Here is a 25,879-nt window from a genome sequence, read left to right on the forward strand (position 1 = left end):
GCACTTGCCTCAAAAGCACTGGCGGTCGGCGGCGACCTGGGCCTGACGGAAGCGGTCCATCAGGTCCTTGGCCCAACCGGAACTGCGGAAGATCCCCGCCCGCTCGCCCGGCAGGTCGGTCATCACCTTCACCGTCTCGATGGCGGTGTAGTCGTCATAGGTGATGCGGTCGGCGATGGCGTCGATGCTGCAGGCGCATTTCTCCATGACGATGTGGGACTGGCCGTTTGCCGCCATGCAGGCGATCACGTAATCGGCCCGCGCCGCCGTGGGGTAGTCGTTGGCCGGACCGGCAGCGGCGGAAAGCGCTGACGGCGGGGCCGTTCCGAGGAAGATTGCCGCGAGGACAAGCGCGATGCGGACTGGCATGGCCGGAATTCTCCCCCTCTTGCCTATGGGTCGCAGGCGGAAAGCCGCGACGGTTCATCCGTGATGGTTTCCCTGCATAACAATCATCGGGACGGAATGAGCTCGTCCACTCCAAAGGAGTGGGGCCTCTTTCGGAGTGGACGCGAGGGAGAGGGCCAAGGGGGCCGCGTCAGCGGCGGGAGGCATCCGCAGGATCAGACCTGACGCGGTTCGCACTTCCAGCGGCGGACCGTGTATTTCGGGTGCTGTTCGGCCCACTCGGCGGCGCGGAACATGCCGTTGCGCGAACAGGTCATCACGTTGGAGAAGGGCTCCTGGAACGATGGACGTTCGATGGTGCAGCGGTCGGGGCTGGACACGAGGCAGACCACGAAAAGCAACTCGATCATGACATCTCCAGAGTCAGGAATGTTGCGGGCGACCCCGTTTGACCTCCGCCGTTCGGGCTCATTTCATGGTTATGTTGCACTGCACAACAGGCGGGGGGCCGAGTCAAGGCATCTGATGTAAGACATCCCCAATATGCACGGCCATCTGTGCATGAACAGGTGTGCATGACGATCAGGACCACATCCACTGTCCCGATTCAACGATCGTTCGCACTTCCTGGGCCGTACAGCCTGGCCTGGCCAGGACCGCAAGACCCGACGACACGGGTGCAAGACGGGAACCGAACGGCGGTCCCATGGTTGGCTTTCCCGTCTCATTGGTCTTGGGTGGAGTCGAAGGTCATGGAGTTGTCGGGAAAGGTCGCGCTGGTCACCGGCGCCGGGTCGGGCATCGGCAAGGCGTCTGCGGTGCTGTTCGCCAGGGCGGGAGCCAGCGTCGGGGTGCTGAGCCGCACCGAGGACGAGATCCGCAAGACCGCCGAGGAGATCGTGGCTGCCGGCGGCAAGGCGCTGGCGCTGCCCGCCGACGTCGGCGACGACGCGGCGATGCGGCAGGCGGTGGAGCGGCTGGCGGCGGAATATGGGCGGATCGACATCGTCTTCGCCAATGCCGGCATCAACGGCGTCTGGGCGGCCATCGACGAACTGACGCCGGAGGAATGGGACCGCACCATCGACACCAACCTGCGCGGCACCTACCTGACGCTGCACCATACCGTTCCGCATCTGAAGAAGGCGGGCGGCGGGTCGGTGATCGTCACGGCCTCGATCAACGGCACGCGGGTGTTCAGCAACACGGGCGCCACCGCCTATTCCTGCAGCAAGGCCGCCCAGGTCGCGATGGTGAAGATGCTGGCGCTGGAACTGGCGAAGGACCGCATCCGCGTCAACGCCATCTGCCCCGGCATCGTCGATACGGAAATCCCCGACAACACCCGGTCCCGCAACCTCGAGTCCCTGCGGGTCCCGATCGAGTATCCCGAGGGCAAGGTTCCTCTGACCGGCGGAAAATCCGGTGACAGCGTCGACGTGGCCGAACTCGCCCTGTTCCTGGCGTCGGACCGGGCCAAGCACATCAGCAGCACGCCGGTGTGGATCGACGGGGCGGAATCCTTGATGGTCGGCTGAGGTTCGGGCATTTGTTGGACATCAAACGACCGGTCGGAAAAGGCGGAACTCCCATGAGCGTGACTGAAACCGTGCGGAACAACGAGCAGCTCAACCGCTACGAGCTGACCATCGACGGCGCCACCGCGGTGGCCGAGTACGAGCTGCGGGAGGACAAGATCGTCTTCACCCACACCCACGTTCCGGAAAGCATGTCCGGCAAGGGTGTCGGGTCGGCGTTGGCCAAGGGCGCCCTGGAGGATGTCCGCGCCCAGGGGAAGAAGGCGCTGCCGCTCTGCTCCTTCATCGAGGGCTACATCAAGCGCCATCCCGACTACGCCGACCTCGTGGAGTAGGTTGGGTCCATTATTGCGGCAGTGGCGGCTTCAGGGGGCCGAGCGGGTCCAGCGGGCCGACCGTCGGCGTGGTCTGGGGCAGGGCGCGGAAGGCCGCCTGTGCCTCGGCCGGCAGCGGCGGGCGGACGCGGGTGCGCCACAGGCCATACAGCGTGGCACAGAGGGCGCCACCGGCGATGAAGGCGAACAGCCCCTCAGGCCCGCCGGCGGACATCATCGCCGATGCCAGCGGCGGCCCGATGATGGCGCCGATGGAGTTGGCGAGGATCAGGCCGCCGCTGGCCGACACCAGATCCTCCCGCCGCACATAGTCGTTGGTGTGGGCGAGGCAGACGGGATAGAGCGTGAAGGACAGGCCGCCGAACAGCGGCGCGACCAGCATCAAGGCCAGCGGCTGGTCCATTCCGGCGGCGGCGATCATTCCAAGGCTGGTCAGCGACAGTGCGGCCGACAGACCGATGATCACGGTGCGCCGGTCGAACCGGTCCGACAGCTTGCCGAGCGGCCATTGCAGGGCCATGCCGCCCAGGATCAGCGCCGACATGAACAGCGCCGTTCCCGACACCCCGAAGCTGGAAGCCGCACCGAACACCGGCGCCAACCCATAGATCGACCCGGTGATCGCCCCGCTGATGAAGACGCCGGCCACCCCCAGCGGCGAACTCTCGTAGAGCCGCCGGACACCGAAGGAGGAAACCTTCGGCAATTGCGGCGGCGTGGTCCGCGTCAGGGCTACCGGCACCAGGGCCAGCGACATCAGGATCGATACGATCATGAAGATCCGGACCCCGGCCTCGTCGTCCAGCCGCAACAGCTGCTGTCCGATGCCCGAAGCGCCATACAAAGTCACCATGTAGGCCGACAGCATCTGCCCGCGGCTTTCGTTCGTCGCGGTGCCGTTCAGCCAGCTTTCGATGCACATGTAGAGGCCGGCCATGCAGAAGCCCTGCGCCAGCCGCAGCAAGGCCCAGAACGGCACGTCGACGAACAGCGCATGGGCCAGAGCCGACACCGAGACGATCGAGGCGAAGGCGGAAAAGGACCGGATATGGCCGACGCGGGCGATGACGCGGTGGGCGTAGAGCGACCCCAGCGTCAGCCCGGCATAGAAGGCCGCCGTGATCAGCCCGACTGCCGTGGGCCCGGACTCCGTCGCCGACAGGCGCAGCCCGATCAGGGTGGACAGGGCACCGTTCCCCAGCATCAGGAAAGCCACGCCGAGCAGCAGCGAGGCGACCGAACGCGCAACCGATGTCATGCCATACCTCCCGTCCGTCGTCAGCGCATGGTGGCCGGTAAAAAAGTGGGGAGGCGATGGTGCATGACGGGACTCCACATCTGCGTTTTCCGGTCAGGGCCGCTGCCCTGACCTCATGTCCAACAGCCAAGTCCCGGATTTGGTCCGCAGCGCCGATGGGTCAGTTTACCATTGGGGCAACCTGACCGTTGACATTGCATACCGTCCGGTAACATACCTTCTTCCAGGTAGATATCCGGGAGACGCCATCATGTCCGACACCGCCCCGCCGGTTCTTCTCACCCGCGAGGGGGCCGTGTCCTGGATCCGGCTGAACCGCCCCGCCGTGCTGAACGCGCTGGACGAGCCTACCGCCGCCGCCCTGCTGGACGCCTGCCGCAGCGTGGCCGATGAAGGCGGGCAGGGGCTGACCCGTGTGCTGGTCATCGCCGGCAACGGCCGCGGCTTCATGGCCGGCGGCGATGTCGGCCGTTTCAACGACGACCCCGCCGCAGCGCCCGCGGTGGCCGGCGCCATCATCGCCCATCTGCACGAAGCGGTGCGCATCCTCGACCGGCTGGACGTGCCGGTGCTGGCCTCGGTGCATGGGCCGGTGGCGGGTGCAGGCATGAGCCTCGCCACCGCCGCGGATCTCTGCATCGCCGCCGACGACGCCAAATTCACCATGGCCTATGCCCGCATCGGCGCCACGCCGGACGGATCGGGCAGTTTCCATCTGCCGCGTCTGGTCGGGCTGCGCCGCGCCATGGAGCTGGCGATGCTGTCGGAGGTGATCGACGCCGCCGAAGCTCTGCGCATCGGGCTGGTCAACCGGGTGGTGCCGGCCGCCGATCTGGCGGCGGAGACGGCGAAGCTGGCCGAACGGCTCGCCGCCGGGCCGACCGTCGCCTATTCCGGTATCCGCCACCTGATGCGGCAGTCCTTCGACCGGACGCTGGACGGGCAGCTGGATGCCGAGCGCGACCGCTTCCTCGCCACTGCCGTCACCGAGGATTTCCGCGAAGGCATCGCCGCCTTCACCGCCAAGCGGCGGCCGAATTTCACCGGCCGCTGACCCTCTCCTGCGCCCGCGAAGTGGACCCAGCATGCAGAACGACATCGTCATCGTCGGCGCCGCCCGCACGGCCATCGGCGGCTTCGGCGGCACGCTGAAGGATGTGCCGCTGACCCGGCTCGCCACCGTCGCCGTCAAGGCGGCGCTGGATCGTTCCGGTGCCGCGGTGGATGCCATCGGCCATGTGGTGATGGGCAACGTCATCCCGACCGAGACCAACGACGCCTATCTCAGCCGCGTCGCCGCCATCGACGCCGGCATTCCCATCGAGGTGCCGGCCTTCAACGTCAACCGGCTCTGCGGCTCGGGCCTGCAAGCCATCGTCTCGGCGGCGCAGGCCATCGCGCTCGGCGACTGCGACATCGCCATCGGCGGCGGCGCGGAATCGATGAGCCGCGGCCCCTATTTCGTTCCCGGCGCCCGCTGGGGCACCCGTCTCGGCGACGGGGCGCTGGTCGATTACATGAACGGCATCCTGCACGATCCGTGGCAGAAGATTCACATGGGCGTCACCGCCGAGAATGTCGCCGCCCGCTATGGCATCGGCCGCGAGGCGCAGGACGCCCTGGCGGCGGAAAGCCAGCGCCGCGCCGCCCACGCGATCGCCGAGGGCCGTTTCAAGGACCAGATCGTTCCCGTCGAGATCCCGTCACGCAAGGGCACCGTCGTCTTCGACACCGACGAGCATGTCCGCGGAGACGTGACCTTGGAAGGCTTGGCGAAGATGAAGCCGGTCTTCAAGAAGGACGGGTCGGTCACCGCCGGCAACGCCTCCGGCCTCAATGACGGGGCCGCCGCCCTGGTATTGGCCGACGCCCGCCGTGCCCAGGCGCTGGGATTGAAGCCGCTGGCTCGTCTGGTCGGCTATGCCCATGCCGGTGTCGAGCCCGACCACATGGGCATCGGCCCGGTCCCGGCGACCCGCAAGGTGCTGGAGCGCACCGGCCTGTCGGTCGCCGACATGGACGTGATCGAATCCAACGAGGCCTTCGCCGCCCAGGCCTGCGCCGTGATGCGTGAACTGGACTTCGACCCGGCCAAGGTGAACCCGAACGGCTCGGGCATCTCGCTCGGCCATCCGGTGGGGGCTACGGGCGCCATCATCGCGGTCAAGGCCATCCACGAGTTGCACCGCATCGGCGGCCGCTATGCCCTGGTCACCATGTGCATCGGCGGCGGGCAGGGCATCGCCGCCGTCTTCGAACGGGTGTAAGGAGGCTTTGCCGTCAAGCCGCCGCCACGATCAGGATGGCGGCGGCCAGCGCGACGGCATCCTCCAGCAGAGCGGCCGGGCGGTCGCGGCCGAAGGCGGCGGCCAAGCGCATCCGCGCGGCATAGCCGAGCAGTGTCCCCGCGACGGCTCCGACGCCGCCGGCAACCAGTCCGCCGATCCAGAATCCCGCATCGGCGCTGATGGCGGCACCCGCTATGGCCCCGCCGGCGATGCGGCTGGCGAAGGGGAAGGGCAGCTTGCGGCTGGGGGTGGTGGGCAGCTTGTCGACGATCAGTTCCACCAGCGCCATCGCGGTGAAGACCCAGGGCGACACTGGGTGCCCAAGGAAGAACAGCCAGCTGCCGGACAGGTCCAGCCAGCCGGCATAGGCGGCCCAGCTGACCGCCGCCGGGGCGAGCAGGGTGCGCGAACCGGCGACGGCGCCGATCAGGAAGGCGAGGATCAGGGCAAGCATCGGCAGCGCGGTCCATCGGATTGTGGTTATGACGTGAGGCGGCGTCTCACGGCCTGGACCAGCCGCCGCATGGCCCCGGCGCGGGTGCCGGGGCCGCCATGGAGCAGGCGCAGCGCCGCCAGCATCAACGCCTCGTCGCCGTCGCGCGGCGGGTCGAAATGCGGGCGTTGCCGGCCGGTGCGGACGCAGACGGCCTTCACCTGCGTCATCTCCAGCAGCCCCTCCGCCCCGCGGGTGACGCCCCAGCCGCTGGCATGGCGTCCGCCGAAGGGCAGGCGCGGGTCGGCGGTGGGCACGATCAGGTCGTTGACCGTCACCGTCCCGGCATCCAGCCGCAGGGCCAGCGCCCGCGCCTCCGCCACCGGCCCGAAGACCGAGGCACCCAGCGCATAGGGGCTGAGCGCCGCGCCGGCCAGCGCCTCCTCCATGTCGCGTACCGGGACCAGCGAGAGGACGGGAGCGAACAGCTCCTCGCGCAGCAGGGTCATGTCGGGCCGCGCATCTGTCAGCACCAGCGGCGCCATCGATCCCTCGTCCTTCTCCGGCAGGCCGGACAGCGGGCGGGCGCCGTCCGCCACCGCGTGCCGCGCCAGAGCGGCGAGCCGGCGCATGGTCGGAGCCGGGACCGGGGTGGGCGGGATGGATGCGGCATGGCGCCCCAGCGCCTCCTCCAGCCCCGCCGCCAGTTCGCGCGGCACGAAGACCCGCCGTGGCGCGATGCAGGTGGCGGAACCGTTGAGCCGCAGGCCGAAGGCCAGGGCGCGGGCGACGCTCTCCGTATCGGCGCCCGGCAGCACGAAGACGGCGTCGTTGCCCGACAATTCCATGGTCGAGGGCACCAGATGGCGGGCGAGCCGTTCCGCCACCGCCCGCCCGGTGCCGGCCGATCCCGTCAGGACCAGCTTGTCGATTCCGGCCTCGATGGCGTGGCCGACAGCGTCGGCGGAGTCGTCCAGCACGCGGAACAGCCCGTCGGGCAATCCGCATTCTATCAACCAGCCCGCCAACAGGTCCATCGGCGCGCGGCATCCCGGCGCCGGCTTGACCAGCACGGCGTTGCCGGCGGCCAGCGCCTGCACCGCCTGCACCCCCGACAGCAGCAGGGGATAGTTGGATGGGCCGACGATCAGGACAGTGCCGAAGGGCTCCCGGCGCACCTCCGCCTCCACCCCGAAAAGCCAGACCGGCCGGCCGCGCCGCCCCAACCGCCGCGGAGCCAGCAGCCGGGCAGCCTCGCGTTCCAGGAAGCGGCAGGCCTCAGCCAGAGGCAACAGTTCGGCGCCCACGCTTTCCACCGCTGTCCGGCCGGGGCGCGTCGCCAATGCCTGCACAAGTCGTTCCGCGTCGGTCGCGATCCGGCGGCGAAGTCCGCGGACGACCGAAAGTCGCGATGAAATATCGGTCGCCGCCCACGCCGACCGGAGTTCCGGCGTTGGCGCAAAAACTTCATATTGCCAATGGATTACGACTGTAGAGGTGGGGCTATTGTTGTGATCCATTTCCGACCCAGCTCCGTAACCGTCACGACAGATGTCGGCAGCGCAGGAGCGTTTGGCAAGCGGATGGAACGACAAGTCGTGATCATCGGTGCAGGACCGGGCGGATTGGCATCCGCGATGCTCCTGGCGCTCACCGGTGCCAAGGTGACGGTGCTGGAACGCCAGGACCGCATCGGCGGTCGGTCGGCCGGCTTCTCGATGGACGGATACCGCTTCGACAGTGGTCCGACCTTCTTCCTCTATCCCCGCATCCTGGAGGAGATCTTCGAGGCCTGCGGCAGCCGGCTGTCGGACGAGGTCGACCTGATCCGCCTGGATCCGCTCTACCGGCTGGTGTTCGAGGGCGGCGGGGAATTGCGTGTCCACGCCCAGATGAAGGCGCTGATGGCGGAGATCGCCAGGCTCAGCCCGCGGGATGCCGAAGGGCTGCCGCGCTTCCTGGCCGACAACCGTGCGAAGATGGAACGTTTCCGTCCCGTCCTGGAATCCGACTTCTCCAGCCCCTGGGCGCTCGCGACGCTGCCGATGCTGAAGGCTCTGGGCAAGTTGTCGCCGCACCGGTCTGTCGACCGCGATCTCTCCCGCTATTTCCAGGACCCGCGCATCCGCCTCGCCTTCTCGTTCCAGAGCAAGTATCTGGGCATGTCGCCCTTCCGCTGCCCCAGCCTGTTCACCATCCTGTCCTTCCTGGAGCACGAGCACGGCATCTTCCACCCCCGCGGCGGGACGGATGCGGTGATGGCGGCGATGCGCCGCGTCGCCGAAGGCCTGGGCGTCACCGTCCGCCTGAACGAAACGGTGCGCCACATCAAGTTCCAGGGCCGCCGCGCGGTCGGGGTACGGACGGAGGCCGGCGATTATCCGGCCGACGCGCTGGTCATCAACGCCGACTTCGCGCGGGCGATGACGACGCTGGTGCCCGACGATCTGCGCCGGCGCTGGAGCGACGCGCGGCTCGCCACCAAGAAATTCTCCTGCTCCACCTTCATGCTCTATCTCGGCATCGAGGGCATGGTGGACGGGCTGGACCACCACACCGTCTATCTGGCGAAGGACTACGCCCGCAACCTCGCGGAGATCGAGGAATGCCGGGAACTGCCGCGCGAGCCGTCGATCTATGTGCAGAACGCCTGCGTCAGCGACCCGGCCCTGGCGCCGCCCGGCGGCAGCACGCTCTACATCCTGGTGCCGGTCGGCCACCAGCGCGGCCACATCGATTGGCAGGCGGAGGCGCCGCGCTACCGCCGCGCCGTGCTCGACCGGTTGGCCGGTTTCGGGCTGGGCGACATCGAGCGCCGCATCCGGGTTGAACGGGTGATCACCCCGGCCGACTGGGAAAGCCAGTTCGCGGTGCATCGCGGCGCCACCTTCAATCTGGCGCACAGCCTGGACCAGATGCTGCACCGCCGCCCCCGCAACCGGTTCGAGGATTTGGACGGCGTCTATCTGGTGGGCGGCGGCACCCATCCCGGCAGCGGCTTGCCGGTCATCTTCGAAGGCGCGCGCATCACGTCGCGGCTGCTGGCCCAGGAACTGGGCCTGCCGACGCCGTGGCGCACAAAGACCATGGGATTGTCCGGCATGCTGCGGCAGGCCGTTGCAGGGGGGATGGCATGACGGATCGGATCGCGGTGATCGGCGGTGGGCTCGGCGGGCTGGCTTCGGCGGTGGTGCTGGCGGCGCGCGGGCACAAGGTGACCCTGTTGGAGAAGAACGGCTGGGTCGGCGGCAAGGCCGCCGTGCTGGAGGAGGGCGGCTTCCGCTTCGACATGGGGCCGACCATCCTGACGGTGCCGCGTGTCCTGCGCCGCATCCTGGAGGAGGCCGGCTGCGACCTGGACCGCGAGCTGGAGATGGTCCGGCTGGAGCCGCAATGGCGCTGCTTCTTCGACGACGGCACCGTGCTGGACCTGTCGGAGGAGATCGGCAGGATGGCTGCCGAACTCGACCGGCTGGCGCCCGGCCGCGGGGCGGGGGAGGGCTATCGCCGCTTCCAGGCGCTGTCGGAACGGCTGCACGGCATCTCCGAACGCTTTTTCTTCTGGAAGTCGGTGGAAGATCTCGGCGACACGCTGAACGTCCGCAACAGCCTGAACGCCGGCACCCTGTCGGACGTGCTGGCTCTGCGCATGGGCAGCACGGTGGCCGGCACCATCCGCGGCCATGTGCCGGACGCGCGGGCGGCGCAGATGCTCGACCATTTCACCCAGTATGTCGGGTCGTCGCCCTATGGCTCCCCGGCGGTGCTGTGTGCCATCGCGCATATGCAGACCAACGACGGCGTCTGGTATCCGATGGGCGGCACCCGTGCGGTTCCGGTGGCGCTGGAACGGGTGGCGCGGCGGCTGGGCGTGGAGATCCGCACCAACACCGGCGTCCGCCGCCTGGAGGTGGAGGCCGGCCGCGCCGTGGCGGTGGAGACCGACGCGGGCGAGCGCATTCCGGTGTCGGCCGTGGTGTCCAACATGGATTCCATCCGCACCTATCGGGAACTGGTCGGGGGCGAGCCGGCCAAGCGCTTCGCCAAGCGCCGCAGCTACGAGCCGGCCTGTTCGGGCGTGGTGTTCTATCTGGGGCTCGACCGCGGCTACGACCATCTGCTGCACCATGACTTCGTCTTTTCCCGCGACCCGGCGGAGGAGTTCGACTGGATCTACCGCCGCGGCGAGCCGGCGCTCGACCCGACCTGCTACATCGCCGCCCCGGCCCGCACCGAGCCGGGCGTCGCCCCGCCGGGGGGCGAGGCGCTGTATGTGCTGGTCCACACCCCCTATCTGCGCCCGCACCACGACTGGACGCGCATGCTGCCGGAATACCGGCGCGTGGTGTTCGACAAGCTGAAGCGCACCGCCGGCATGCCCGATCTGGAGGACCGCATCCGGGTGGAGCATGTGCTGACCCCGCAGGACATCCACGACCGCTACAAGGTGCTGAACGGCGCCATCTATGGCTTGGCGAGCCATGGCCGCTTCATGGGCGCCTTCAAGCCGGGCAACCGGTCGCGCGACGTGGAGGGGCTGTATCTGGCCGGGGGGGCGGCCCATCCGGGGCCGGGCATGCCGATGGTGCTGATGTCCGGCTGGATCGCCGCCGACAGCCTGGATCGCGACCTGCGCGGCGGCCTGCAGGACGGTTCCCAAGCCGGCCCCGCCCGCGCCGTCGCCTGAGACAGGCGGGCGGGTGATGACGGACGATCCGGTCGCGTTACGGTCCCGGCTGCTCTGCTGGTTTTTCGGCGGCGTCATGGCCCGGAGGCTGCGGCGCGGCTTCCATGCGGTGCGGCTGGCGCGGCCGGGCTGGCCGGTTCTGCCGCCCGGCAGGCCGGTCATCGTCTATCTGAACCACCCGTCCTGGTGGGACCCCGCGCTGCTGATCGTGATGGGAACGACCCGCTTCCGAAAGCGGCCGGGCTACGGGCCGATCGATGCGGAGATGCTGCGCCGCTACCGCTTCATGCGGCGCATCGGCCTGTTCGGGCTGGAGCCCGGCCGCGCCGGCGCCGTCGCCTTCCTGCGCAAAGCCGAACAGATCCTGGCCGATCCGCACGCCATGCTGTGGATCACGGCGGAGGGGGCCTTCACCGATCCACGCCGTCGCCCGGTCAGTCTGCGGCCGGGCATCGCCCATCTGGTCCGCCGCATGCCGTCGGCCCTGGTGGTGCCGCTGGCTGTCGAATACCCGTTCTGGGACGAACGCACGCCCGAGGCACTGATGCGGTTCGGCGAACCGATGGACGCCGCGATCTTCGCCGGTCTGGCGGTTCCCGAGATCGCGGCAGAGCTCGAGGAAAGGCTGGAGACGGTGATGGACCAGCTTGCGCTCGATGCACAGAGCCGGGAGCCGGCGCGCTTCCTGTCGCTGATCGAGGGAACGGTCGGGATCGGCGGGGTTTATGACCTGTGGCGCCGGATGCGGGCCTTGGCCCGCGGGCAGTCGTTTTCCCCGGCGCATGGCGATGGTCAGGGGCGGGCTGTGCGGCAGGAGGTGAAACGGCCATGAGTGTCATCATCCTGATTGCCGGGCTGTCGCTGATCCTGGCACTGCTGCCTCTGTTGCTGGGGGGCGTGAACCTGCTGCTCTACCGCCGCCCCAAGGCCGCTCCGCCCTCGGGGGCGGCCGTGAGCATCCTGATCCCGGCCCGCAACGAGGAGTCCGGCATCGCCGCCGCCGTGGATGCGGCCCTGCTCAGCAAAGGCGTCGAGGTGGAGGTGGTGGTGCTGGACGACCACTCCACCGATCGAACCGCGGAGATCGTTCGTGCGATCGCCGCGCGGGATCCCCGCGTCCGGCTGGAAGGCGCGCCGCCGCTGCCGCCGGGCTGGTCGGGCAAGCAGCATGCCTGTCAGACGCTCGCCACGTTGGCGCGCCATCCGGTGCTGCTGTTCCAGGATGCCGACGTGCGGCTTGCTCCGGACGCCGCCCGCCTGACCTGCGGCGCCCTGCTGTCCGGCCGGCATGGTCTGGTCAGTGGGTTTCCGCGGCAGGAGACCGGGACGCTGGCCGAAGCTCTGGTGATCCCGCTGATCCATGTGCTGCTGCTGGGCTATCTGCCGATGCTGGGGATGCGGTTGTCGGGCGATCCGCGGTTCGGCGCCGCCTGCGGCCAGCTGATTGCGGTGCGGCGGGAGGCGTACCAAGAGGCCGGCGGCCATGCGGCGATATCGGCGTCGCTGCATGACGGGGTGACACTGCCGCGCGCTTTCCGCCGGGCGGGGCAGGGAACCGACCTGTTCGACGCCAGCGGCCTTGCCCGCTGCCGCATGTATCGCGGCTGGCGGGAGGTGTGGTCCGGCTTCACCAAGAACGCGACGGAAGGGATGGCGACCCCCGCCGCCCTGCCGGTCTGGACCCTTCTGCTGTTTGGCGGCCATGTCCTGCCCTGGATCCTGCTGGGCTGGGCGGCGCTGGACCCGCTGCCGGACGGAGCCGTCGTCATGGCGGGGCTTGCGGCGGCGGCGGGACTGCTGTTCCGGCTCCTGCTGCTGATCCGCTTCCGCCAGAGTGTCGTCGGCGCCCTTCTGCACCCGGTCGGCATCCTGATCATGCTGGCGATCCAATGGTCGGCGCTGTTGCGCGCCCGCCATGGCCGGCCATCGGAATGGCGCGGGCGGGCCTATCCGACCGGACCGGGGGCATCATGACGCCCTGGCTGCGCCGGCGCGCCCACCGCATCTTCCACCCGCTGGCCGGCGCCGACGCCGCGACGCTGGCGACGGTGGTGGTCAAGGGCGGCGGGGTGGAGCTGCCGTATCTGCACCGGGTGGTGACGGCAGCCGGTGCCGCGGCCATCCGAGCCCCGCTGGACCTGCTGGAGCGGCAACGGGTGGAGCGGCAACGGGTGGAGCGGCTGGCCGGGTGGTCGGGCAGGGGGCTTGGCAGGGGGCTGGGCATGGGGCAGACCGGGGCGGTACCGCCGCCGCTGTTCATCCTCGGCCACTGGCGGAGCGGGCACCACCCATCTGTTGAACCTGCTGGCCCAGGACGAGCGCTTCGCCGCTCCCGACCCGCTGGCGGTAGGCCTTCCCTGGGGCTTCCTCGGCCTGACATCCTTCTGGCGCTCGCGGCTGGAGGCGTGGCTGCCGCCCGACCGGATCATCGATCCGATGCCGATCGACCCGACCGCCCCGCAGGAGGACGAACTGGCCCTGGCGCTGATGCAGCCGCTGTCCTACTACCATGGCATTTTCTTCCCCAGGCACCTCTACCGCGCCTTCCGCCAGGGCGTTCTGTTCGAGGGCTGCCGTCCGGAGGCGGTGGCACTGTGGCGCCGCCGGATGGACCATTACCTGACCAAGCTGCAGCTCTATTCGGGCAGCCGGCGCCTGCTGATCAAGAATCCCGCCCATACCGCCAGGGTGGGGGAATTGCTGGCCCTGCGCCCCGATGCTGTCTTCCTCCACATCCACCGCGACCCCTACGAGGTTTTCAGCTCCACCCGTCGCATGCTGCTGACCCTGCTGCGGGAATTCTCGCTGCAATCCTACGACCCGCGGGCGGTGGACGCGCTGGTTCTGGACCTCTATCCGGCGATGATGGCCCGGTTCGACCGCGACCGGGCATTGCTGCCGCCCGGTCGGCTGGCTGAAATCCGCTATGACCGCTTCATCGCCGATCCGTTGGCGACTCTGCGCCGGACCTATGACGGGCTCGGCCTCGGTCCGTTCGATCCGGCGCAACCACGGATGGAGCGCTATCTGGCCGGCGTGCGCGATTACCGGCGGGCGTGCCACGATCTGGAGGATCAGGCCCGCCGCGCGGTGCGCCGGCAGTGGGCCTTCGCCTTCGAGCGCTGGGATTACTGACGGCTCAGGATTCCCCGCGTTCCTCGCGCTTGGCTTGCTGCCAGAAGGCTTCCATCTCGTCCAGCGTGGCATCCTGCGGCTTGCGGCCCTGGGCGGACAGCAGCGCCTCGATCCGGTGAAAGCGGCGCTCGAACTTGGCGTTGGTGCCGCGCAGCGCCGTCTCCGGCTCCACCTTCAGCCGGCGGGCGAGGTTGACCAGTGCGAAGAGCAGGTCGCCCAACTCGTCCGCCACCCGTTCCTGGGCCGATCCGGCATCCATCTCCGCCCGCAGTTCCTTCACCTCCTCCTCGATCTTGTCGAGGATGTCGCGGGCGTCGGTCCAGTCGAAGCCGACCCGTGCCGCGCGGTTCTGCAGCTTCAGGGCGCGGGTCAAAGCGGGCAGGCCGGCGATCACGCCCTCCAGCGCCGACGGCGCCCGGCCTTCCTCCGCCGCCTTGGCCGCGCGTTCGGCGGCCTTGTGATCCTCCCAGCGCGAGGTCTGCTGGTCGGAGGACTTCACCTCTTCCGGTCCGAAGACATGGGGATGGCGGCGGATCATCTTGTCGGTGATGACGCCGGCCACCTCGTCGAAGTCGAACAGCCCTTCCTCGCGCGCCATCTGACTGTAATAGACGACCTGGAACAGAAGGTCGCCCAACTCCTCGCGCAGGGCGACCTTGTCGTCCTTCTCGATGGCGTCGGCGACCTCATAGGCTTCTTCGATGGTGTGCGGCGCGATGCTGCGGTAGGTCTGCTCCAGATCCCAGGGGCAACCACCGTCGGGATTCCGCAGCCGCGCCATCACGTCGAGCAGCCGGTCGATGTTGCGGGTCATGTCCTACGGTCTCCGGGATACGGGGAGGAAAGTCCGCGACGATAACCGACCGACGCAGCCGGGGGAAGTTGCGCGGACCGGACGCTGACATTCCCACTTTGCGCGCACAGGCAAAAAACACATAAGATTGGTTATGGAAAATTTTTTTTGTGTGCGTATGGCACCTCAGACCAGCCATGCGGCAGCCGCGGCTTTCGCAGCGCCGGAGGCACTTGCCGGATTTAGATAGCAAACCTATTAAATAGGAATGCTACAAGATAAGCCTCTGCGCCTTCCTCCCAGTTTCGGCCTGCACCTGTTCCGCGCCTCCCATCTGTGGCGGCGGGCGGCGAACAGGGTGTTGGCGGACAGCGGATTCTCCAGCTCGGCCATCACGCCGCTGATGCTGCTGGCCGAACTCGGCGACGGGCTGCGCCAGCGCGAACTGGCGGAGGAAATGGCGGTCGAGGGACCGTCGCTCGTCCGGCTGCTCGACGGGCTGGAGGCCGCGGGGCTGCTGGAACGGCGCGAGGATGCCTGCGACCGGCGGGCGAAAACCCTGCACATGACCGATGCCGGCCGACACTTGTTGGCCCAGGTGAACGACGCTTTGAACGACGTCCGCCAGCGCCTGATGGCGGGCGCGACGGAGGCCGACGTGGAGGCCTGCTATCGCGTGCTCGCCACCATCGAATCCAACGCCAAGCGCGAATAGACCCGACCGTGGCGCGATCCCGGCGGCGAGGCGGAATCCGTTGCCAAAGCCCCGCCGCCGGTCCGATCGGTGCGGTGATTGAGGAACCAAGACCGTGACTTTTCTGCCTTCCTTGCGGACCGTGGCCCGGATTGCCGTGACCCTGCTGATAACCCTGGCCGCGGTCGGTGGCGGCCTGTGGCTGTGGGACTATTACATGAACGAACCCTGGACCCGCGACGGCCGAGTCCGTGCCGACATCGTGCAGGTGTCGCCCGATGTCGCCGGGCTGGTCACCGATGTCCGGGTGACCGACAACCAGACGGTTCATAAGGGCGACGTGCTTTTCGTCGTCGACCCCGGCCGTTACCGGCTGGCGGTGGAACAGGCGCAGGCGAACCTCGACAGTGCGAGGGCCGAGCAGTCCTACCGCAGTGCCGAAGCCCGTCGCTACGAGCAGTTGGGCAACAACGTCGTCTCCACCGCTCAGCGGCAGGAGGTGATGGCGGCGATGGCCAAGGCCACGGCAGCCACCAGACAGGCCGATGCGGCGCTCGACCTCGCGCGCTTCAACCTGGAGCGGACGGAGGTGAAGGCGACGGTCGACGGATACGTCACCAACCTTCAGCTGAAGACCGGCAACTACGTTGCCGCCGGGCAGGCGGTGGTTGCGCTGATCGACCGGCACTCCTTCCACGTCATGGGCTATTTCGAGGAGACGAAGCTGCCGCGCATCCATGCCGGGGCTCCCGTCTCCGTGCGGATCATGGGGACGGATGCCGAGCTGCGCGGCCGGGTCGACAGCATCACCCGCGCCATCGTCGACCGCGACCGGGCGGAAGGCGCCGGGCTGGTGGCCAACGTCAACCCGACCTTCAACTGGGTACGTCTGGCCCAGCGCATCCCCGTCCGCATCGCGCTGGACGAGGTGCCGGAGTCGCTGCAGCTGGTGGCCGGACGCACCGCGACGGTGTCGGTCATCGGCGCTCCTGACGCTACTCCCGGCGGTGCGCCGAAGGTCGCCGTGCTGCCGGCGGGGCGATGAGCGCATCGCGATGCCGAAATCCCCCAACCCCGCCCCTGCCCTCTCCCTGCCGGCCGCGCCGACCTTCAACGAGCTGGTCTTCTCGCTGAAGTCCTTCGCGGCCTCCATGCTGGCGCTCTACATCGCCTTCGGCATGGGGCTGCCGCGCCCCTTCTGGGCGATGCTGACCGCCTATGTGGTGTCGAGCCCGCTGTCGGGAACCGTCCGCTCAAAGGCTGTCTTCCGTGTCGTCGGCACGGTGATCGGCAGCATCGCGTCCATCATCCTGACGGTCGAGCTGATCAACGCGCCGGAACTGCTGTCGCTGGCGGTCGGGCTGTGGGTCGGCGGCTGTCTGTTCGTCTCGCTGCTGGACCGCACGCCGCGCAGCTACATCTTCATGCTGTCCGGCTACACCGCCGGCCTGATCGTCTTCCCCGGCGTCGCCAATCCCGAGGCGATCTTCGACACAGGGATCGCCCGGGTGGAGGAGATCATCCTGGGCATCGTCTGCGCCACCGTCATCCACAGCGTGGTGCTGCCGCGCGGCATGGGGCCGGTCCTGCTCGGCAAGCTCGACGCGGCGCTGCGCGATGCGGAACGCTGGACGCTCGACGCGATGGACGGGGCGGAAATGGATGCCCGGCTGCGCGACCGCCACAAGATGGCGAGCGACCTGACCGAGTTGCGGGTGATGACCACCCACCTGCCCTACGACACCTCCGATCTGCGCTGGATGACCCGGCCGATGCGGGCTCTGCAGGACCGGATGGTGTATCTGCTGCCGGTGCTGACCGCTGTTCAGGACCGCTTGATCGCGCTGCGCCGGACGGACGGCACGTTGCCGCCGGATGTGGCTCCGGTGCTGGCCGCCGTGCGGAATTGGATCGCGGCAGGGGCCGGCGCCGATCCGGCGGAGGCCGGCCGGCTGGTAGCCCGGCTCGACCGGCTGGAGGCGGAGGAGTCCGCCGGATCGGCCGGAGATTGGGAGGCGGCGACCCGGTTCAGCTTCATCCGGCGCCTGCGGTCCCTGGTGGAAATCCACCGCGATTGCCGGGACCTGCGGGCGCATATCGCCTCCGGCGACCATGCCTTGCCCGACCATCTGGATCCGTTGGCGCGCAAGAGGTCGCGCGGCGTCTTCCACCTCGACCATGGCATGGCCCTGTGGTCGGCGGCGGCGGCGCTGCTGGGGATCACCGTCATCTGCGCCTTCTGGATCCTGACCGGCTGGTCGACGGGGTCGGCGGCGGCGATGATGGTGGCGGTCTTCACCTGCTTCTTCGCATCCTTCGACGATCCGGTGCCGGGAATCCGTCTCTTTCTGGTCTATACGCTGGCGTCGATGCCGCTGTCCGCCTTCTACCTGCTGGTGGTTCTGCCGTCCTTCGACAGCTTCCCCATCCTGGCGCTCTGTCTGGCGCCGACGCTGGTGGGACTGGGCGTGTTCGTCGCCCGGCCGGCGACGATGGGCAAGGCGATGGCGCTGATCTTCGGCGTCGGCGGCTCGCTCAGCCTGCTCGACACCGGAACCGGCGACTTCGCCTCCTTCCTGAACAGCAGCGCCGGACAGATCGTCGGCATCGTCACCGCCATGCTGGTCACCCGCCTGTGCCGGTCGGTCGGTGCAGCCTGGAGCGCCCGGCGCCTGCTGCATGTCGGCTGGCGCGAGATCGCCGATCTGGCCGGCCGCAGGACCGCTCCGTCGGCGGATGGTTTCGAAAGCCGCATGCTGGACCGTGTCGGGCTGCTGTCGGCCCGGCTGGCGCAGGCCGGCGGTTCGGTGGATGTGGATGCCATCGACGCCGTACGCGACCTGCGGGTCGGGTTGAACGTGGTGGAGCTTCAGCGGGTCCGGCGGGTGCTCGGCGCTGACGCCGGGCCGGTGCTGGACCGGATTCTGCGCGGCGTGGCCGCCCATTTCCGTGCCCTGTCGGCCAAGCGTCCCGACCCCGCCCCTGCCGAACTGCTGGGCAGCATGGACGAACTGCTGTCGGCAATCGCCGCCGCGCCTTCCGGTCCCGAGCGCGACCGTGCGGTGGTGGCGCTGGCGTCCCTGCGGCGCAGCCTGTTCCCCGACGCGGCCTTCGACGCTCCGGGGCCGGCGGACGAGATGCATTTCCCTGAGAGGGCACGCGCATGATCGGCGAGATCGACGTCTACGGCCTGTTTCTTCCCCCGCTGCTGCTGCTGGCCGTGGCGGCCTGGGCGGTGTCTGCTCTGCTGCGCCGGGGATTGCGCGCGGTCGGCGCCTATGGCTGGGTCTGGCACCCGCCGCTGTTCGACTTCGCGCTTTATGTGCTGGTTCTGAGCGGCTTGGCCGGGCTGTGGTCGGCCTGGACCGCCTGAGGCGGTGCGCGCGGTGCCTGGCGAAATCCTCCACACCCGAAACGGGCGGAGCGTGCTAGGCTGAGCCAATGACCGCCCCCCTGTCGCAGCCCTTTTCCATTCCCGGCATTCTGCCCGATGCCGACGCCGAGAGCGCCTGGATCGAGGTGATCCGGAAGATGGACGAGACTTACGCCAATCTGGTGGCGCAGCAGGTGGAGCTGGAGCGCAAGAATGCCGAGCTGGAGGAGGCGCAGGCCTTCATCGCCAGCGTTATCGGTTCCATGACCGACGTGCTGATCGCCTGCGATCGCGACGGCCGGATCGAGCAGACCAACCCGGCGGCCGAGCGGGCGCTCGGTTGTACGGGGCGGGAGCTGACCGGCCGCCTGCTGCGCGACTTTCTCGACCTCGCCTCCCATCGCGCCTTCGCGCAGCTGTGCAGCGCCGCCCTTCAGCGCGAGGGCGGCAGCGACGTGGAGCTGTCGTTGAGGGGGCCGACCGGTCCTTTCCCCGTCGCGGTCAACAGCACGGTCCGCTACGACCAGCGTGGCCATGCCATCGGGCTGGTGCTGGTCGGTCGGCCGATCGGGGAGCTGCGGCGCGCCTACCGCGACCTCGCCTCCGCCCATGAAGGGCTGAAGCAGACCCAGCAGCAGCTGGTGCATTCGGAAAAGATGGCCTCGCTCGGCCGGCTGGTCGCCGGCGTGGCGCATGAGCTGAACAATCCGATCTCCTTCGTCTACGGCAACGCCCATGCCATGCGACGCTATGTCGACCGGCTGACCGCCTATCTTGACCGCGTGCATGAGGGCGCCGGCACTGCCGAACTGGCGGCGCTGCGCAAGGAGCTGCGCATCGACCGTGCCCGTGCCGACGCGGCGGCGACGCTGGACGGCATGTTGGAGGGGACGGAGCGGGTGCGCGACATCGTGGCGGAACTGCGCCGCTTCTCGTCGGAACAGAAGCACGCCTCCGAACGCTTCGATCTGACGGCACTTCTTCGGTCCGCCGTGACCTGGGTGGCGAAGGCGCAGATGCCGGATCTGACCGTCGTCTTCACCTTGCCGGAGACGCTGGACATCGCCGGCCATCCCGGCCATCTGCATCAGGTCGCCATGAATCTCGTGCAGAATGCCATCGACGCCATGGCCGGTGCGACGGTGAAGCGGCTGGAACTGCATGGCCGGGAGGAGGCCGGGGAGGTCGTCGTCACCATCCGCGACACCGGCCACGGCATTCCAGAAGCGATTCTGGGCCGGGTGTTCGACCCGTTCTTCACCACCAAGCCGGTCGGCAAGGGCACCGGGCTCGGCCTCTCGATCAGCTACCAGCTGGTGCGCGACCATGGCGGCGCGCTGGCGGCAACCAATCATCCCGACGGCGGAGCGCTGTTCACCCTGACCCTGCCGGCGGCTGGGCGCAAGGATGGAGCCGCAAGATGAACGGACAAACGTTGAGAGAGCGTCCGCTGTCGGTGCTGTGGCTGCAATCGGGCGGCTGCGGGGGCTGCACCATGTCGCTGCTCTGCGCCGAAGCTCCGGATTTGATGACGCTGTTCGGGACGGCCGGCATCCATCTGCTCTGGCATCCCAGCCTCTCCGAGGAAACCGGGGCGGAGGCGCTGGATCTGTTCGAGCGCATCCTGTCGGGAGCGGAGCCGCTGGACGTGCTGTGCGTGGAGGGATCGCTTCTGCGCGGGCCGAACGGGACCGGGCGCTTCCATGTGCTGGCGGGGACCGGGCGGCCCACCATCGACTGGGTGCGCGATCTGGCCGCCGTCGCCGGAACGGTGCTGGCCGTCGGCACCTGTGCGGCCTATGGCGGCATCACCGCGGCCGGGGAGAACATCGCCGATGCCTGCGGCCTGCAGTATGAGGGGACGCTGCGCGGTGGAGCGCTGGGCGGAGAGTTCCGTGCGCGCGACGGCCTGCCGGTGGTGAATGTCGCCGGCTGCCCGACCCATCCCAACTGGGTGACAGAGACGCTTATGCTGCTGGCCGAGAATGCCCTGAAGGCCGAGGATCTCGACCTCTACCAGCGCCCGCGCTTCTACGCCGACCATCTGGTCCACCATGGCTGTCCGCGCAACGAGTATTACGAGTACAAGGCGAGTGCGGAGAAGCCGTCGGACCTTGGCTGTCTGATGGAGCATCTCGGCTGCCTGGGCACCCAGGCCCATGCCGACTGCAACACCCGCCTGTGGAACGGCGAGGGGTCCTGCACCCGCGGCGGCTCCGCCTGCATCAACTGCACCGCACCCGGATTCGAGGAGCCGGGGCATCCGTTCCAGCAGACACCGAAATTCGCCGGCATCCCGATCGGCCTGCCGACCGACATGCCGAAGGCGTGGTTCGTGGCTTTGGCATCCCTGGCCAAGGCGGCGACGCCGGATCGGGTGCGCCGCAATGCCGCCGCCGACCGCATCGTCGTGCCGCCCACCGTCCGCCCCACCCGGAAAGGCTGAACCGGTGAGCGAAGAGCCGAAACGACGCCTGATCGTCGGTCCTTTCAATCGTGTGGAGGGCGATCTTGAGGTGAAACTCGAGATCGATGGCGGACGGGTTTCCGCCGCCTATGTGAACTCTCCCCTGTTCCGCGGGTTCGAACGCATTCTGGAAGGGCGCGACCCGATGGATGCGCTGGTGGTGGCGCCGCGCATCTGCGGCATCTGCTCCGTCTCGCAGAGCCATGCGGCGGCGCTGGCGCTGGCCGGGGTGATGGGGGTGGAGATACCGCGCAACGGCATGCTGGCGACCAACCTGATGATGGCGACGGAGAACGCCGCCGATCACCTGACCCATTTCCACCTGTTCTTCATGCCCGACTTCGCCCGGCCCGCCTATGAAGGCCGCTCCTGGTTCGAGCGGGCGGAGGCGCGCTTCAAGGCGGCGCAGGGCAGCGCCGTGCGTGGCGCCACCGCGGCCCGGGCGGAGCTTTTCCATGTGCTCGGCATCCTGGGCGGCAAGTGGCCGCACACGCTGACGCTCCAGCCCGGCGGCGTGACCCGCGCGGCGGATGCCCGCGACCGGGTGCGGCTGCTCGCCACCGTCGGCGCTTTCCGCCGCTTCCTGGAGGACAGCCTGTTCGGCGCCCCGCTGGACCGCATTCTGGAGCTTGCGGCTCCGGAGGATTTGGAGCGCTGGCGTCTCTCCGGCCCGGCCGGCGATTTCCGTCTGTTCCTTGAGGTCGCGGAGGATCTGCGCCTCGCCCATCTCGGCCGCGCCTATGGCCGGTTTCTCAGTCACGGCGCCTATCCGGAGACCGACGGCGGGCATCTCTACCGTCGCGGCACCTTTGCAGACGGTCGGGACGCCGCCTTCGACGCCGATCAGGTGACCGAGCATCACCGCTTCAGCCGCATGGCCGGGCGGGAGCGCCCCCACCCGCCTTTCGCCGGCTCGACCGTGCCGGATGGGGCGGACGAGGAGGGATACAGCTGGTGCAAGGCGCCGCGGCTGGCCGGACTTCCCTATGAGACCGGTGCGATTGCGCGGCAACTGGTGGACGGCCATCCGCTGATCCGGGCGCTGGTGGCGCAGGATGGCGGATCGGTTTACAGCCGGGTGGTCGCCCGCCTGCTGGAACTCGCCCGTACCGTCCGTGCCATGGAAGGCTGGCTGCGCGCGATCGAGCCCAACGGTCCCTGGTGTGCGACGGTGGAGATGCCCGACAATGCCCAGGCGGTCGGCCTGACCGAGGCCGCCCGTGGCGCACTCGGCCATTGGCTTCGGGTGGAGCGCGGGCGCATCGCCGGTTACCAGATCATCGCGCCCACGACCTGGAATTTTTCTCCCCGCGACCTCGACGGGGTGCCCGGACCGCTGGAACAGGCTCTGGTCGGCGCACCGGTGCAGGAGGGAGAGCGCACGCCGCTGTCGGTGCAGCACATCGTCCGGTCCTTCGATCCATGCATGGTCTGCACGGTGCATTGACCTGTATCGGTTGGAAAAAACGGATCCTGATGGCGTCAGGAGATGATGAGTGTCGCATAGGACATGATGCCGACAAACATCAGGAGTGAAACCAGCCGGGCCATGCCGACCTCCATCGGTTTGGTGGATGCGTTCTGATGGGGTGGTTTTAAGCCGTTGCCGGTCCGGGAAAAATGCCGGGTTTCCGGTTTCACCGTTCCGATCCTGCGAACAATGGCCGCCGCCCGCCAGCGGGGCATGGCGACGGAACGCGCCGGTGTCCGGGCAGTGTCTGCGCCTGCTCGTGGCCTTTTGCGGAAGCAAATTGGAGCAATGACCGATGCGACGCGATACAGGTTTTCACTTATGCCATCCCAGTGGGATTCTTTAGGGGGTTCTCGCGAAAATGTCCGGGAATGCTGAAACCTAAGAATGAGTCTGCATCGTCGAATCTATTCGCAATCGGCTGGTCTTAGAGACGTCTTGGAAAATGACTTCCCGATCAGTGGATTTTTTGATCGAGAAGCACATTATCTAAGATAACACGCATCCGGATTTCTTCAGTGAGCCAAACCGACGACCGAAGTCTTCGGTTCCGGAGGAGGAGGTTGCCGCCATGACAGACCAGACACTCGTCAGACAGGAAAATCGCGCCGAAGAGTCCGTTGCGATCCCTACGCAGACGATAGTGCGGCTGCGGCAACTGTTGGCCGGCGGGAATCGTCATGCCGCCGGCTCCATCCAATTGGTCGGCTTGAATGCGCTGCGAACGGAACTCGGCGACCGTTGGAACAGCGTCAAGGCGCGCGTTCACGACCAGACCGAACGGCTGCTCGATCGGCATCTGGCGCCAACCGATGTCTGGCTGCGTGCAGATGAAGCAAACTATCTGGTTGTTTTCGCCACATTGGACCGGCAGGCCGGTGAACTCATCTCCGGCCGGATCGTTGCCGAACTCCACCGGATTATGTTGGGAAGCGCGGACACCAGCCGGATAGCCGTGCGCAGCATCGTGACCGAGATCGATGGACATCTGGCCGTAGAAATGACGACGCTCGATCAATTGATGGCGAATTTGTTGGTGCAGAGTGCGGCATCGCCGAAGTCCGTCACAGAGGCGGACGAGGGGCGTCCGGCCGCCCCAACGGTGGCGTCCGAGTTGGTGGCTTTCCTGCCGGGCATCTGTTTCCGTCCGGTCTTCGACGTGTCGCACAAGGTTCTATCCACCTATGTCTGCCACCCCGATGGCGCCACGAAGAGACAACTCAGCGCGTTGTCCAACGACGAGATGCGTCTTGAAGAGCACATATTCGAATCGGATGTCGAAGTTCTTCGGCGATCCATCGAGATATACGGAGAACTGTATCAGAACAGCTTCCGCTATATGCAGAATGTAACCGTTGGCTTTTCGACGCTTTCGATCGGCCGCTACCGGCGGGACTATCTTGCCATCTGCCATGAAATTCCTGTTCATCTCCTTCCTTTCATGGTCTTCGTTTTGCGCGGGGTGCCGCCTGGGGTTCCCTATGGTCGCGTGGCCGAGATCACGACCATCCTGAAGCCCTATTGCCGGGCGATCCTCGTTCTCATCGACGATGGCGTTCCGAACCTCGCGGCCTTTGCGCAGGCGGGCGTCCGTGGCTTGGGAGTCACCATCCAGCCCGGTGAACCGGAGATACGGGCGGCCAATCGGATCAACACTCTCGGTGCGCATGTGCGCCGGCACGGAATGCTCTTCTTCGTCGACGGTATCCGTACGGCGACGATGCTGCGGGTTGCCGAAGAGGCGGGCGCTTCCTATGTCGCCGGCCCGTTGATCGGAGGGGAAACCGACGTTCCGGAGCATATGAAGCATGTGACCGAGCGCGAGTTGATACAGCGATCGGCAAAGCTGACGCGCCGGCACTGATCGGCAATCATCCAGCCAGACTGGCAAGTATATTGCCACTTTCCAGGCGCGCTGTAATGTTGATGTCCGCAATCGCTGGCATGCCGAGCGATGCATGGAGAAATATGTAGGTTGATCAATGGGCTGGCCTTATGGCCGATCCTGGCATGAAACTTGTAAGAACAAGTCTCGGCGTCTGGACGCCGGTGCATGGGGCAATGCCGGGGCAAGGGAATGGACGGAACGGGGGACGGAGGAGGCCGCGAAGCGGTGCGAATCCTGGTCTTGGGGATCGGAAACATCCTGTGGGCCGACGAAGGTTTCGGCGTCCGCACCGTCGAGCGTCTGGCCGCCGATTGGCGGTTTCCCGACGCGGTCACGCTGATGGACGGCGGCACCCAGGGGCTGTACCTGCTGCCGCATCTGGAGACGGCCGACGCTCTGATCGTGGTCGACGCCATCGACTATGGCTTGCCTCCGGGTACCCGCCGGGTCTTCCACGGCGACGATGTGCCTGCCTTCCTGGGCGCCAAGAAGATGAGCCTGCACCAGACCGGGTTCCAGGAGGTTCTGGCGAGCGCCATGTTTCTCGGCCGCTGTCCGGAGAGGCTGATCCTGGTCGGCGTGCAGCCGGAATGCCTGGAGGATTACGGTGGCGGCTTGACCGATACGGTGGCGGCGCAGGTTGACCCGACCATTGCCGTCATTCTGGATCTTTTGCGCGACGAGTTCGGCGTGGACGGAACGCCACGGAACGCCGCTGCCGACATCGCCGCCCCGGCCATCTCCCGCGATGCCTATGAGGGCGGTCGGCCCAGCGCCGAGGACGCCTGCCGCATCGGCGACCCCCGCGTGCTGGCGGCGCTGTCCGCTACCGCATCGTGAGGGGGGCCGGCGAACATGTGCATCGGCATTCCCCTGCGCCTGACCGTCGTCGACGGTATCGTCGGCCGGGCGGAGGACGGATCGGCCGTCGACCTGTCGCTGGTTCCCGAGGCCGGTCCCGGCGATTGGGTGCTCGGCTTCCTGGGCGCTGCCCGCCGATTGCTGGAGCCTGAGGAGGCGTCGCAGATTCTCGATGCGCTGGCCGCGATGGCCGCGGCGCTGGACGGGGAAGCGCTGGATAGCGCCTTCGCCGACCTGACCGGCCGTGAACCCACCCTTCCCCCCCACCTGGAGGCGGCCCGCGCGGCCGGCCTGACGGAGGCCTGACGCC

Annotated in this window: 26 protein-coding genes; 19 read left to right on the forward strand and 7 right to left on the reverse strand. The window is 68.0% G+C overall.

All coding sequences use genetic code 11. The features are described from left to right. Nucleotides 1–9: 9 nt before the first annotated feature. On the reverse strand, nucleotides 10–369 hold the full coding sequence (locus A6A40_RS28825; RefSeq protein ID WP_108549258.1) for a hypothetical protein: 360 nt from the start codon (nucleotides 367–369) through the stop codon (nucleotides 10–12). 194 nt (nucleotides 370–563) lie between these two features. After that, entirely contained in the window at nucleotides 564–758 is a 195-nt protein-coding gene (locus A6A40_RS28830) for a hypothetical protein (RefSeq protein ID WP_108549259.1), read from the reverse strand. 342 nt (nucleotides 759–1,100) lie between these two features. On the opposite strand from A6A40_RS28830, the gene A6A40_RS28835 reads away from it, so the two are divergent. Further along, complete coding sequence (locus A6A40_RS28835) at nucleotides 1,101–1,886, forward strand: SDR family oxidoreductase (RefSeq protein WP_108549260.1); 786 nt, start codon at nucleotides 1,101–1,103, stop codon at nucleotides 1,884–1,886. Between the two features lie 53 nt (nucleotides 1,887–1,939). Continuing rightward, nucleotides 1,940–2,221, forward strand: coding sequence for a GNAT family N-acetyltransferase (locus tag A6A40_RS28840; protein WP_108549261.1), 282 nt, complete (start codon nucleotides 1,940–1,942; stop codon nucleotides 2,219–2,221). Between the two features lie 10 nt (nucleotides 2,222–2,231). Here the strand turns inward: A6A40_RS28840 and A6A40_RS28845 are convergent, their stop codons facing one another. After that, nucleotides 2,232–3,479 (reverse strand): MFS transporter, encoded by a 1,248-nt coding sequence (locus A6A40_RS28845; protein WP_108549262.1) that lies wholly within the window; start codon nucleotides 3,477–3,479, stop codon nucleotides 2,232–2,234. Nucleotides 3,480–3,729: 250 nt separating this feature from the next. On the opposite strand from A6A40_RS28845, the gene A6A40_RS28850 reads away from it, so the two are divergent. Both A6A40_RS28850 and A6A40_RS28855 read left to right on the forward strand, forming a co-directional pair. After that, entirely contained in the window at nucleotides 3,730–4,533 is an 804-nt protein-coding gene (locus A6A40_RS28850) for an enoyl-CoA hydratase/isomerase family protein (protein ID WP_108549263.1), read from the forward strand. 31 nt (nucleotides 4,534–4,564) lie between these two features. Next, nucleotides 4,565–5,746, forward strand: a complete 1,182-nt coding sequence (locus A6A40_RS28855; protein ID WP_108549264.1) for an acetyl-CoA C-acyltransferase family protein — start codon at nucleotides 4,565–4,567, stop codon at nucleotides 5,744–5,746. Nucleotides 5,747–5,759: 13 nt separating this feature from the next. On the opposite strand, the gene A6A40_RS28860 is transcribed toward A6A40_RS28855, so the two are convergent. Continuing rightward, the gene (locus A6A40_RS28860) at nucleotides 5,760–6,221 is read right to left on the reverse strand and encodes a DUF4126 family protein (protein ID WP_108549265.1); all 462 of its coding nucleotides are present in this window, start codon (nucleotides 6,219–6,221) and stop codon (nucleotides 5,760–5,762) included. Between the two features lie 26 nt (nucleotides 6,222–6,247). Next, a complete protein-coding gene (locus A6A40_RS28865; RefSeq protein ID WP_236784125.1) occupies nucleotides 6,248–7,720 on the reverse strand; it encodes an aldehyde dehydrogenase family protein in 1,473 nt (490 codons plus the stop codon). 63 nt (nucleotides 7,721–7,783) lie between these two features. Between A6A40_RS28865 and crtI the strand changes: the two genes are divergently transcribed. From crtI to A6A40_RS28890, 5 genes are all read left to right on the forward strand, one after another. Beyond that, nucleotides 7,784–9,337 (forward strand): phytoene desaturase family protein, encoded by a 1,554-nt coding sequence (crtI, locus tag A6A40_RS28870; RefSeq protein ID WP_108549266.1) that lies wholly within the window; start codon nucleotides 7,784–7,786, stop codon nucleotides 9,335–9,337. Beyond that, nucleotides 9,334–10,887, forward strand: coding sequence for a phytoene desaturase family protein (locus A6A40_RS28875; protein ID WP_108549267.1), 1,554 nt, complete (start codon nucleotides 9,334–9,336; stop codon nucleotides 10,885–10,887). Before crtI ends, A6A40_RS28875 begins: the two co-directional genes overlap by 4 nt. 16 nt (nucleotides 10,888–10,903) lie before the next feature. Further along, nucleotides 10,904–11,719, forward strand: coding sequence for a lysophospholipid acyltransferase family protein (locus tag A6A40_RS28880; RefSeq protein ID WP_108549268.1), 816 nt, complete (start codon nucleotides 10,904–10,906; stop codon nucleotides 11,717–11,719). Continuing rightward, nucleotides 11,716–12,861 (forward strand): glycosyltransferase family 2 protein, encoded by a 1,146-nt coding sequence (locus tag A6A40_RS28885; protein WP_108549269.1) that lies wholly within the window; start codon nucleotides 11,716–11,718, stop codon nucleotides 12,859–12,861. Before A6A40_RS28880 ends, A6A40_RS28885 begins: the two co-directional genes overlap by 4 nt. 321 nt (nucleotides 12,862–13,182) lie before the next feature. Next, nucleotides 13,183–14,022 carry a sulfotransferase family protein gene (locus tag A6A40_RS28890; protein WP_158279385.1) on the forward strand — a complete coding sequence of 280 codons (840 nt, stop codon included), beginning with the start codon at nucleotides 13,183–13,185 and terminating at the stop codon, nucleotides 14,020–14,022. A 4-nt stretch (nucleotides 14,023–14,026) separates the two neighbouring features. Here the strand turns inward: A6A40_RS28890 and mazG are convergent, their stop codons facing one another. Next, complete coding sequence (gene mazG, locus A6A40_RS28895) at nucleotides 14,027–14,836, reverse strand: nucleoside triphosphate pyrophosphohydrolase (protein WP_108549271.1); 810 nt, start codon at nucleotides 14,834–14,836, stop codon at nucleotides 14,027–14,029. Between the two features lie 247 nt (nucleotides 14,837–15,083). Here mazG and A6A40_RS28900 point away from each other — a divergent pair, with 247 nt between their 5' ends. The 7 genes from A6A40_RS28900 to A6A40_RS28930 all read left to right on the forward strand — a co-directional run bounded on the left by A6A40_RS28900 (nucleotide 15,084) and on the right by A6A40_RS28930 (nucleotide 22,796). Further along, nucleotides 15,084–15,530: a MarR family winged helix-turn-helix transcriptional regulator gene (locus A6A40_RS28900; RefSeq protein WP_108549272.1), complete on the forward strand. Its 447-nt coding sequence runs from the start codon at nucleotides 15,084–15,086 to the stop codon at nucleotides 15,528–15,530. Nucleotides 15,531–15,624: 94 nt separating this feature from the next. Next, entirely contained in the window at nucleotides 15,625–16,554 is a 930-nt protein-coding gene (locus A6A40_RS28905; protein WP_167562550.1) for an efflux RND transporter periplasmic adaptor subunit, read from the forward strand. 10 nt (nucleotides 16,555–16,564) lie between these two features. After that, nucleotides 16,565–18,676 (forward strand): FUSC family protein, encoded by a 2,112-nt coding sequence (locus A6A40_RS28910; protein WP_108549274.1) that lies wholly within the window; start codon nucleotides 16,565–16,567, stop codon nucleotides 18,674–18,676. Then, nucleotides 18,673–18,882 (forward strand): DUF1656 domain-containing protein, encoded by a 210-nt coding sequence (locus A6A40_RS28915; RefSeq protein ID WP_108549275.1) that lies wholly within the window; start codon nucleotides 18,673–18,675, stop codon nucleotides 18,880–18,882. The genes A6A40_RS28910 and A6A40_RS28915 overlap by 4 nt, the downstream gene beginning before the upstream one ends. Nucleotides 18,883–18,950: 68 nt before the next feature. After that, nucleotides 18,951–20,306, forward strand: a complete 1,356-nt coding sequence (locus tag A6A40_RS28920) for a sensor histidine kinase (protein ID WP_108549276.1) — start codon at nucleotides 18,951–18,953, stop codon at nucleotides 20,304–20,306. Next, nucleotides 20,303–21,328 carry an NADH-quinone oxidoreductase subunit B family protein gene (locus tag A6A40_RS28925; RefSeq protein WP_108549277.1) on the forward strand — a complete coding sequence of 342 codons (1,026 nt, stop codon included), beginning with the start codon at nucleotides 20,303–20,305 and terminating at the stop codon, nucleotides 21,326–21,328. The genes A6A40_RS28920 and A6A40_RS28925 overlap by 4 nt, the downstream gene beginning before the upstream one ends. A 4-nt stretch (nucleotides 21,329–21,332) precedes the next feature. Beyond that, nucleotides 21,333–22,796 (forward strand): nickel-dependent hydrogenase large subunit, encoded by a 1,464-nt coding sequence (locus A6A40_RS28930; protein WP_108549278.1) that lies wholly within the window; start codon nucleotides 21,333–21,335, stop codon nucleotides 22,794–22,796. A 35-nt stretch (nucleotides 22,797–22,831) separates the two neighbouring features. Here A6A40_RS28930 and A6A40_RS30865 read toward each other — a convergent pair whose 3' ends face one another. After that, on the reverse strand, nucleotides 22,832–22,990 hold the full coding sequence (locus A6A40_RS30865) for a hypothetical protein (RefSeq protein WP_158279386.1): 159 nt from the start codon (nucleotides 22,988–22,990) through the stop codon (nucleotides 22,832–22,834). A gap of 401 nt (nucleotides 22,991–23,391) precedes the next feature. Here A6A40_RS30865 and A6A40_RS28935 point away from each other — a divergent pair, with 401 nt between their 5' ends. The 3 genes from A6A40_RS28935 to A6A40_RS28945 all read left to right on the forward strand — a co-directional run bounded on the left by A6A40_RS28935 (nucleotide 23,392) and on the right by A6A40_RS28945 (nucleotide 25,875). Continuing rightward, nucleotides 23,392–24,684: a hypothetical protein gene (locus tag A6A40_RS28935; protein ID WP_236784127.1), complete on the forward strand. Its 1,293-nt coding sequence runs from the start codon at nucleotides 23,392–23,394 to the stop codon at nucleotides 24,682–24,684. A 213-nt stretch (nucleotides 24,685–24,897) separates the two neighbouring features. Then, nucleotides 24,898–25,548 (forward strand): HyaD/HybD family hydrogenase maturation endopeptidase, encoded by a 651-nt coding sequence (locus A6A40_RS28940; protein ID WP_108549279.1) that lies wholly within the window; start codon nucleotides 24,898–24,900, stop codon nucleotides 25,546–25,548. Nucleotides 25,549–25,563: 15 nt separating this feature from the next. Continuing rightward, a complete protein-coding gene (locus A6A40_RS28945) occupies nucleotides 25,564–25,875 on the forward strand; it encodes a HypC/HybG/HupF family hydrogenase formation chaperone (protein WP_108549280.1) in 312 nt (103 codons plus the stop codon). Nucleotides 25,876–25,879 lie beyond the last annotated feature (4 nt).

It is taken from the genome of Azospirillum humicireducens (assembly GCF_001639105.2).
GTDB classification, from domain to species: Bacteria; Pseudomonadota; Alphaproteobacteria; order Azospirillales; family Azospirillaceae; genus Azospirillum; species Azospirillum humicireducens.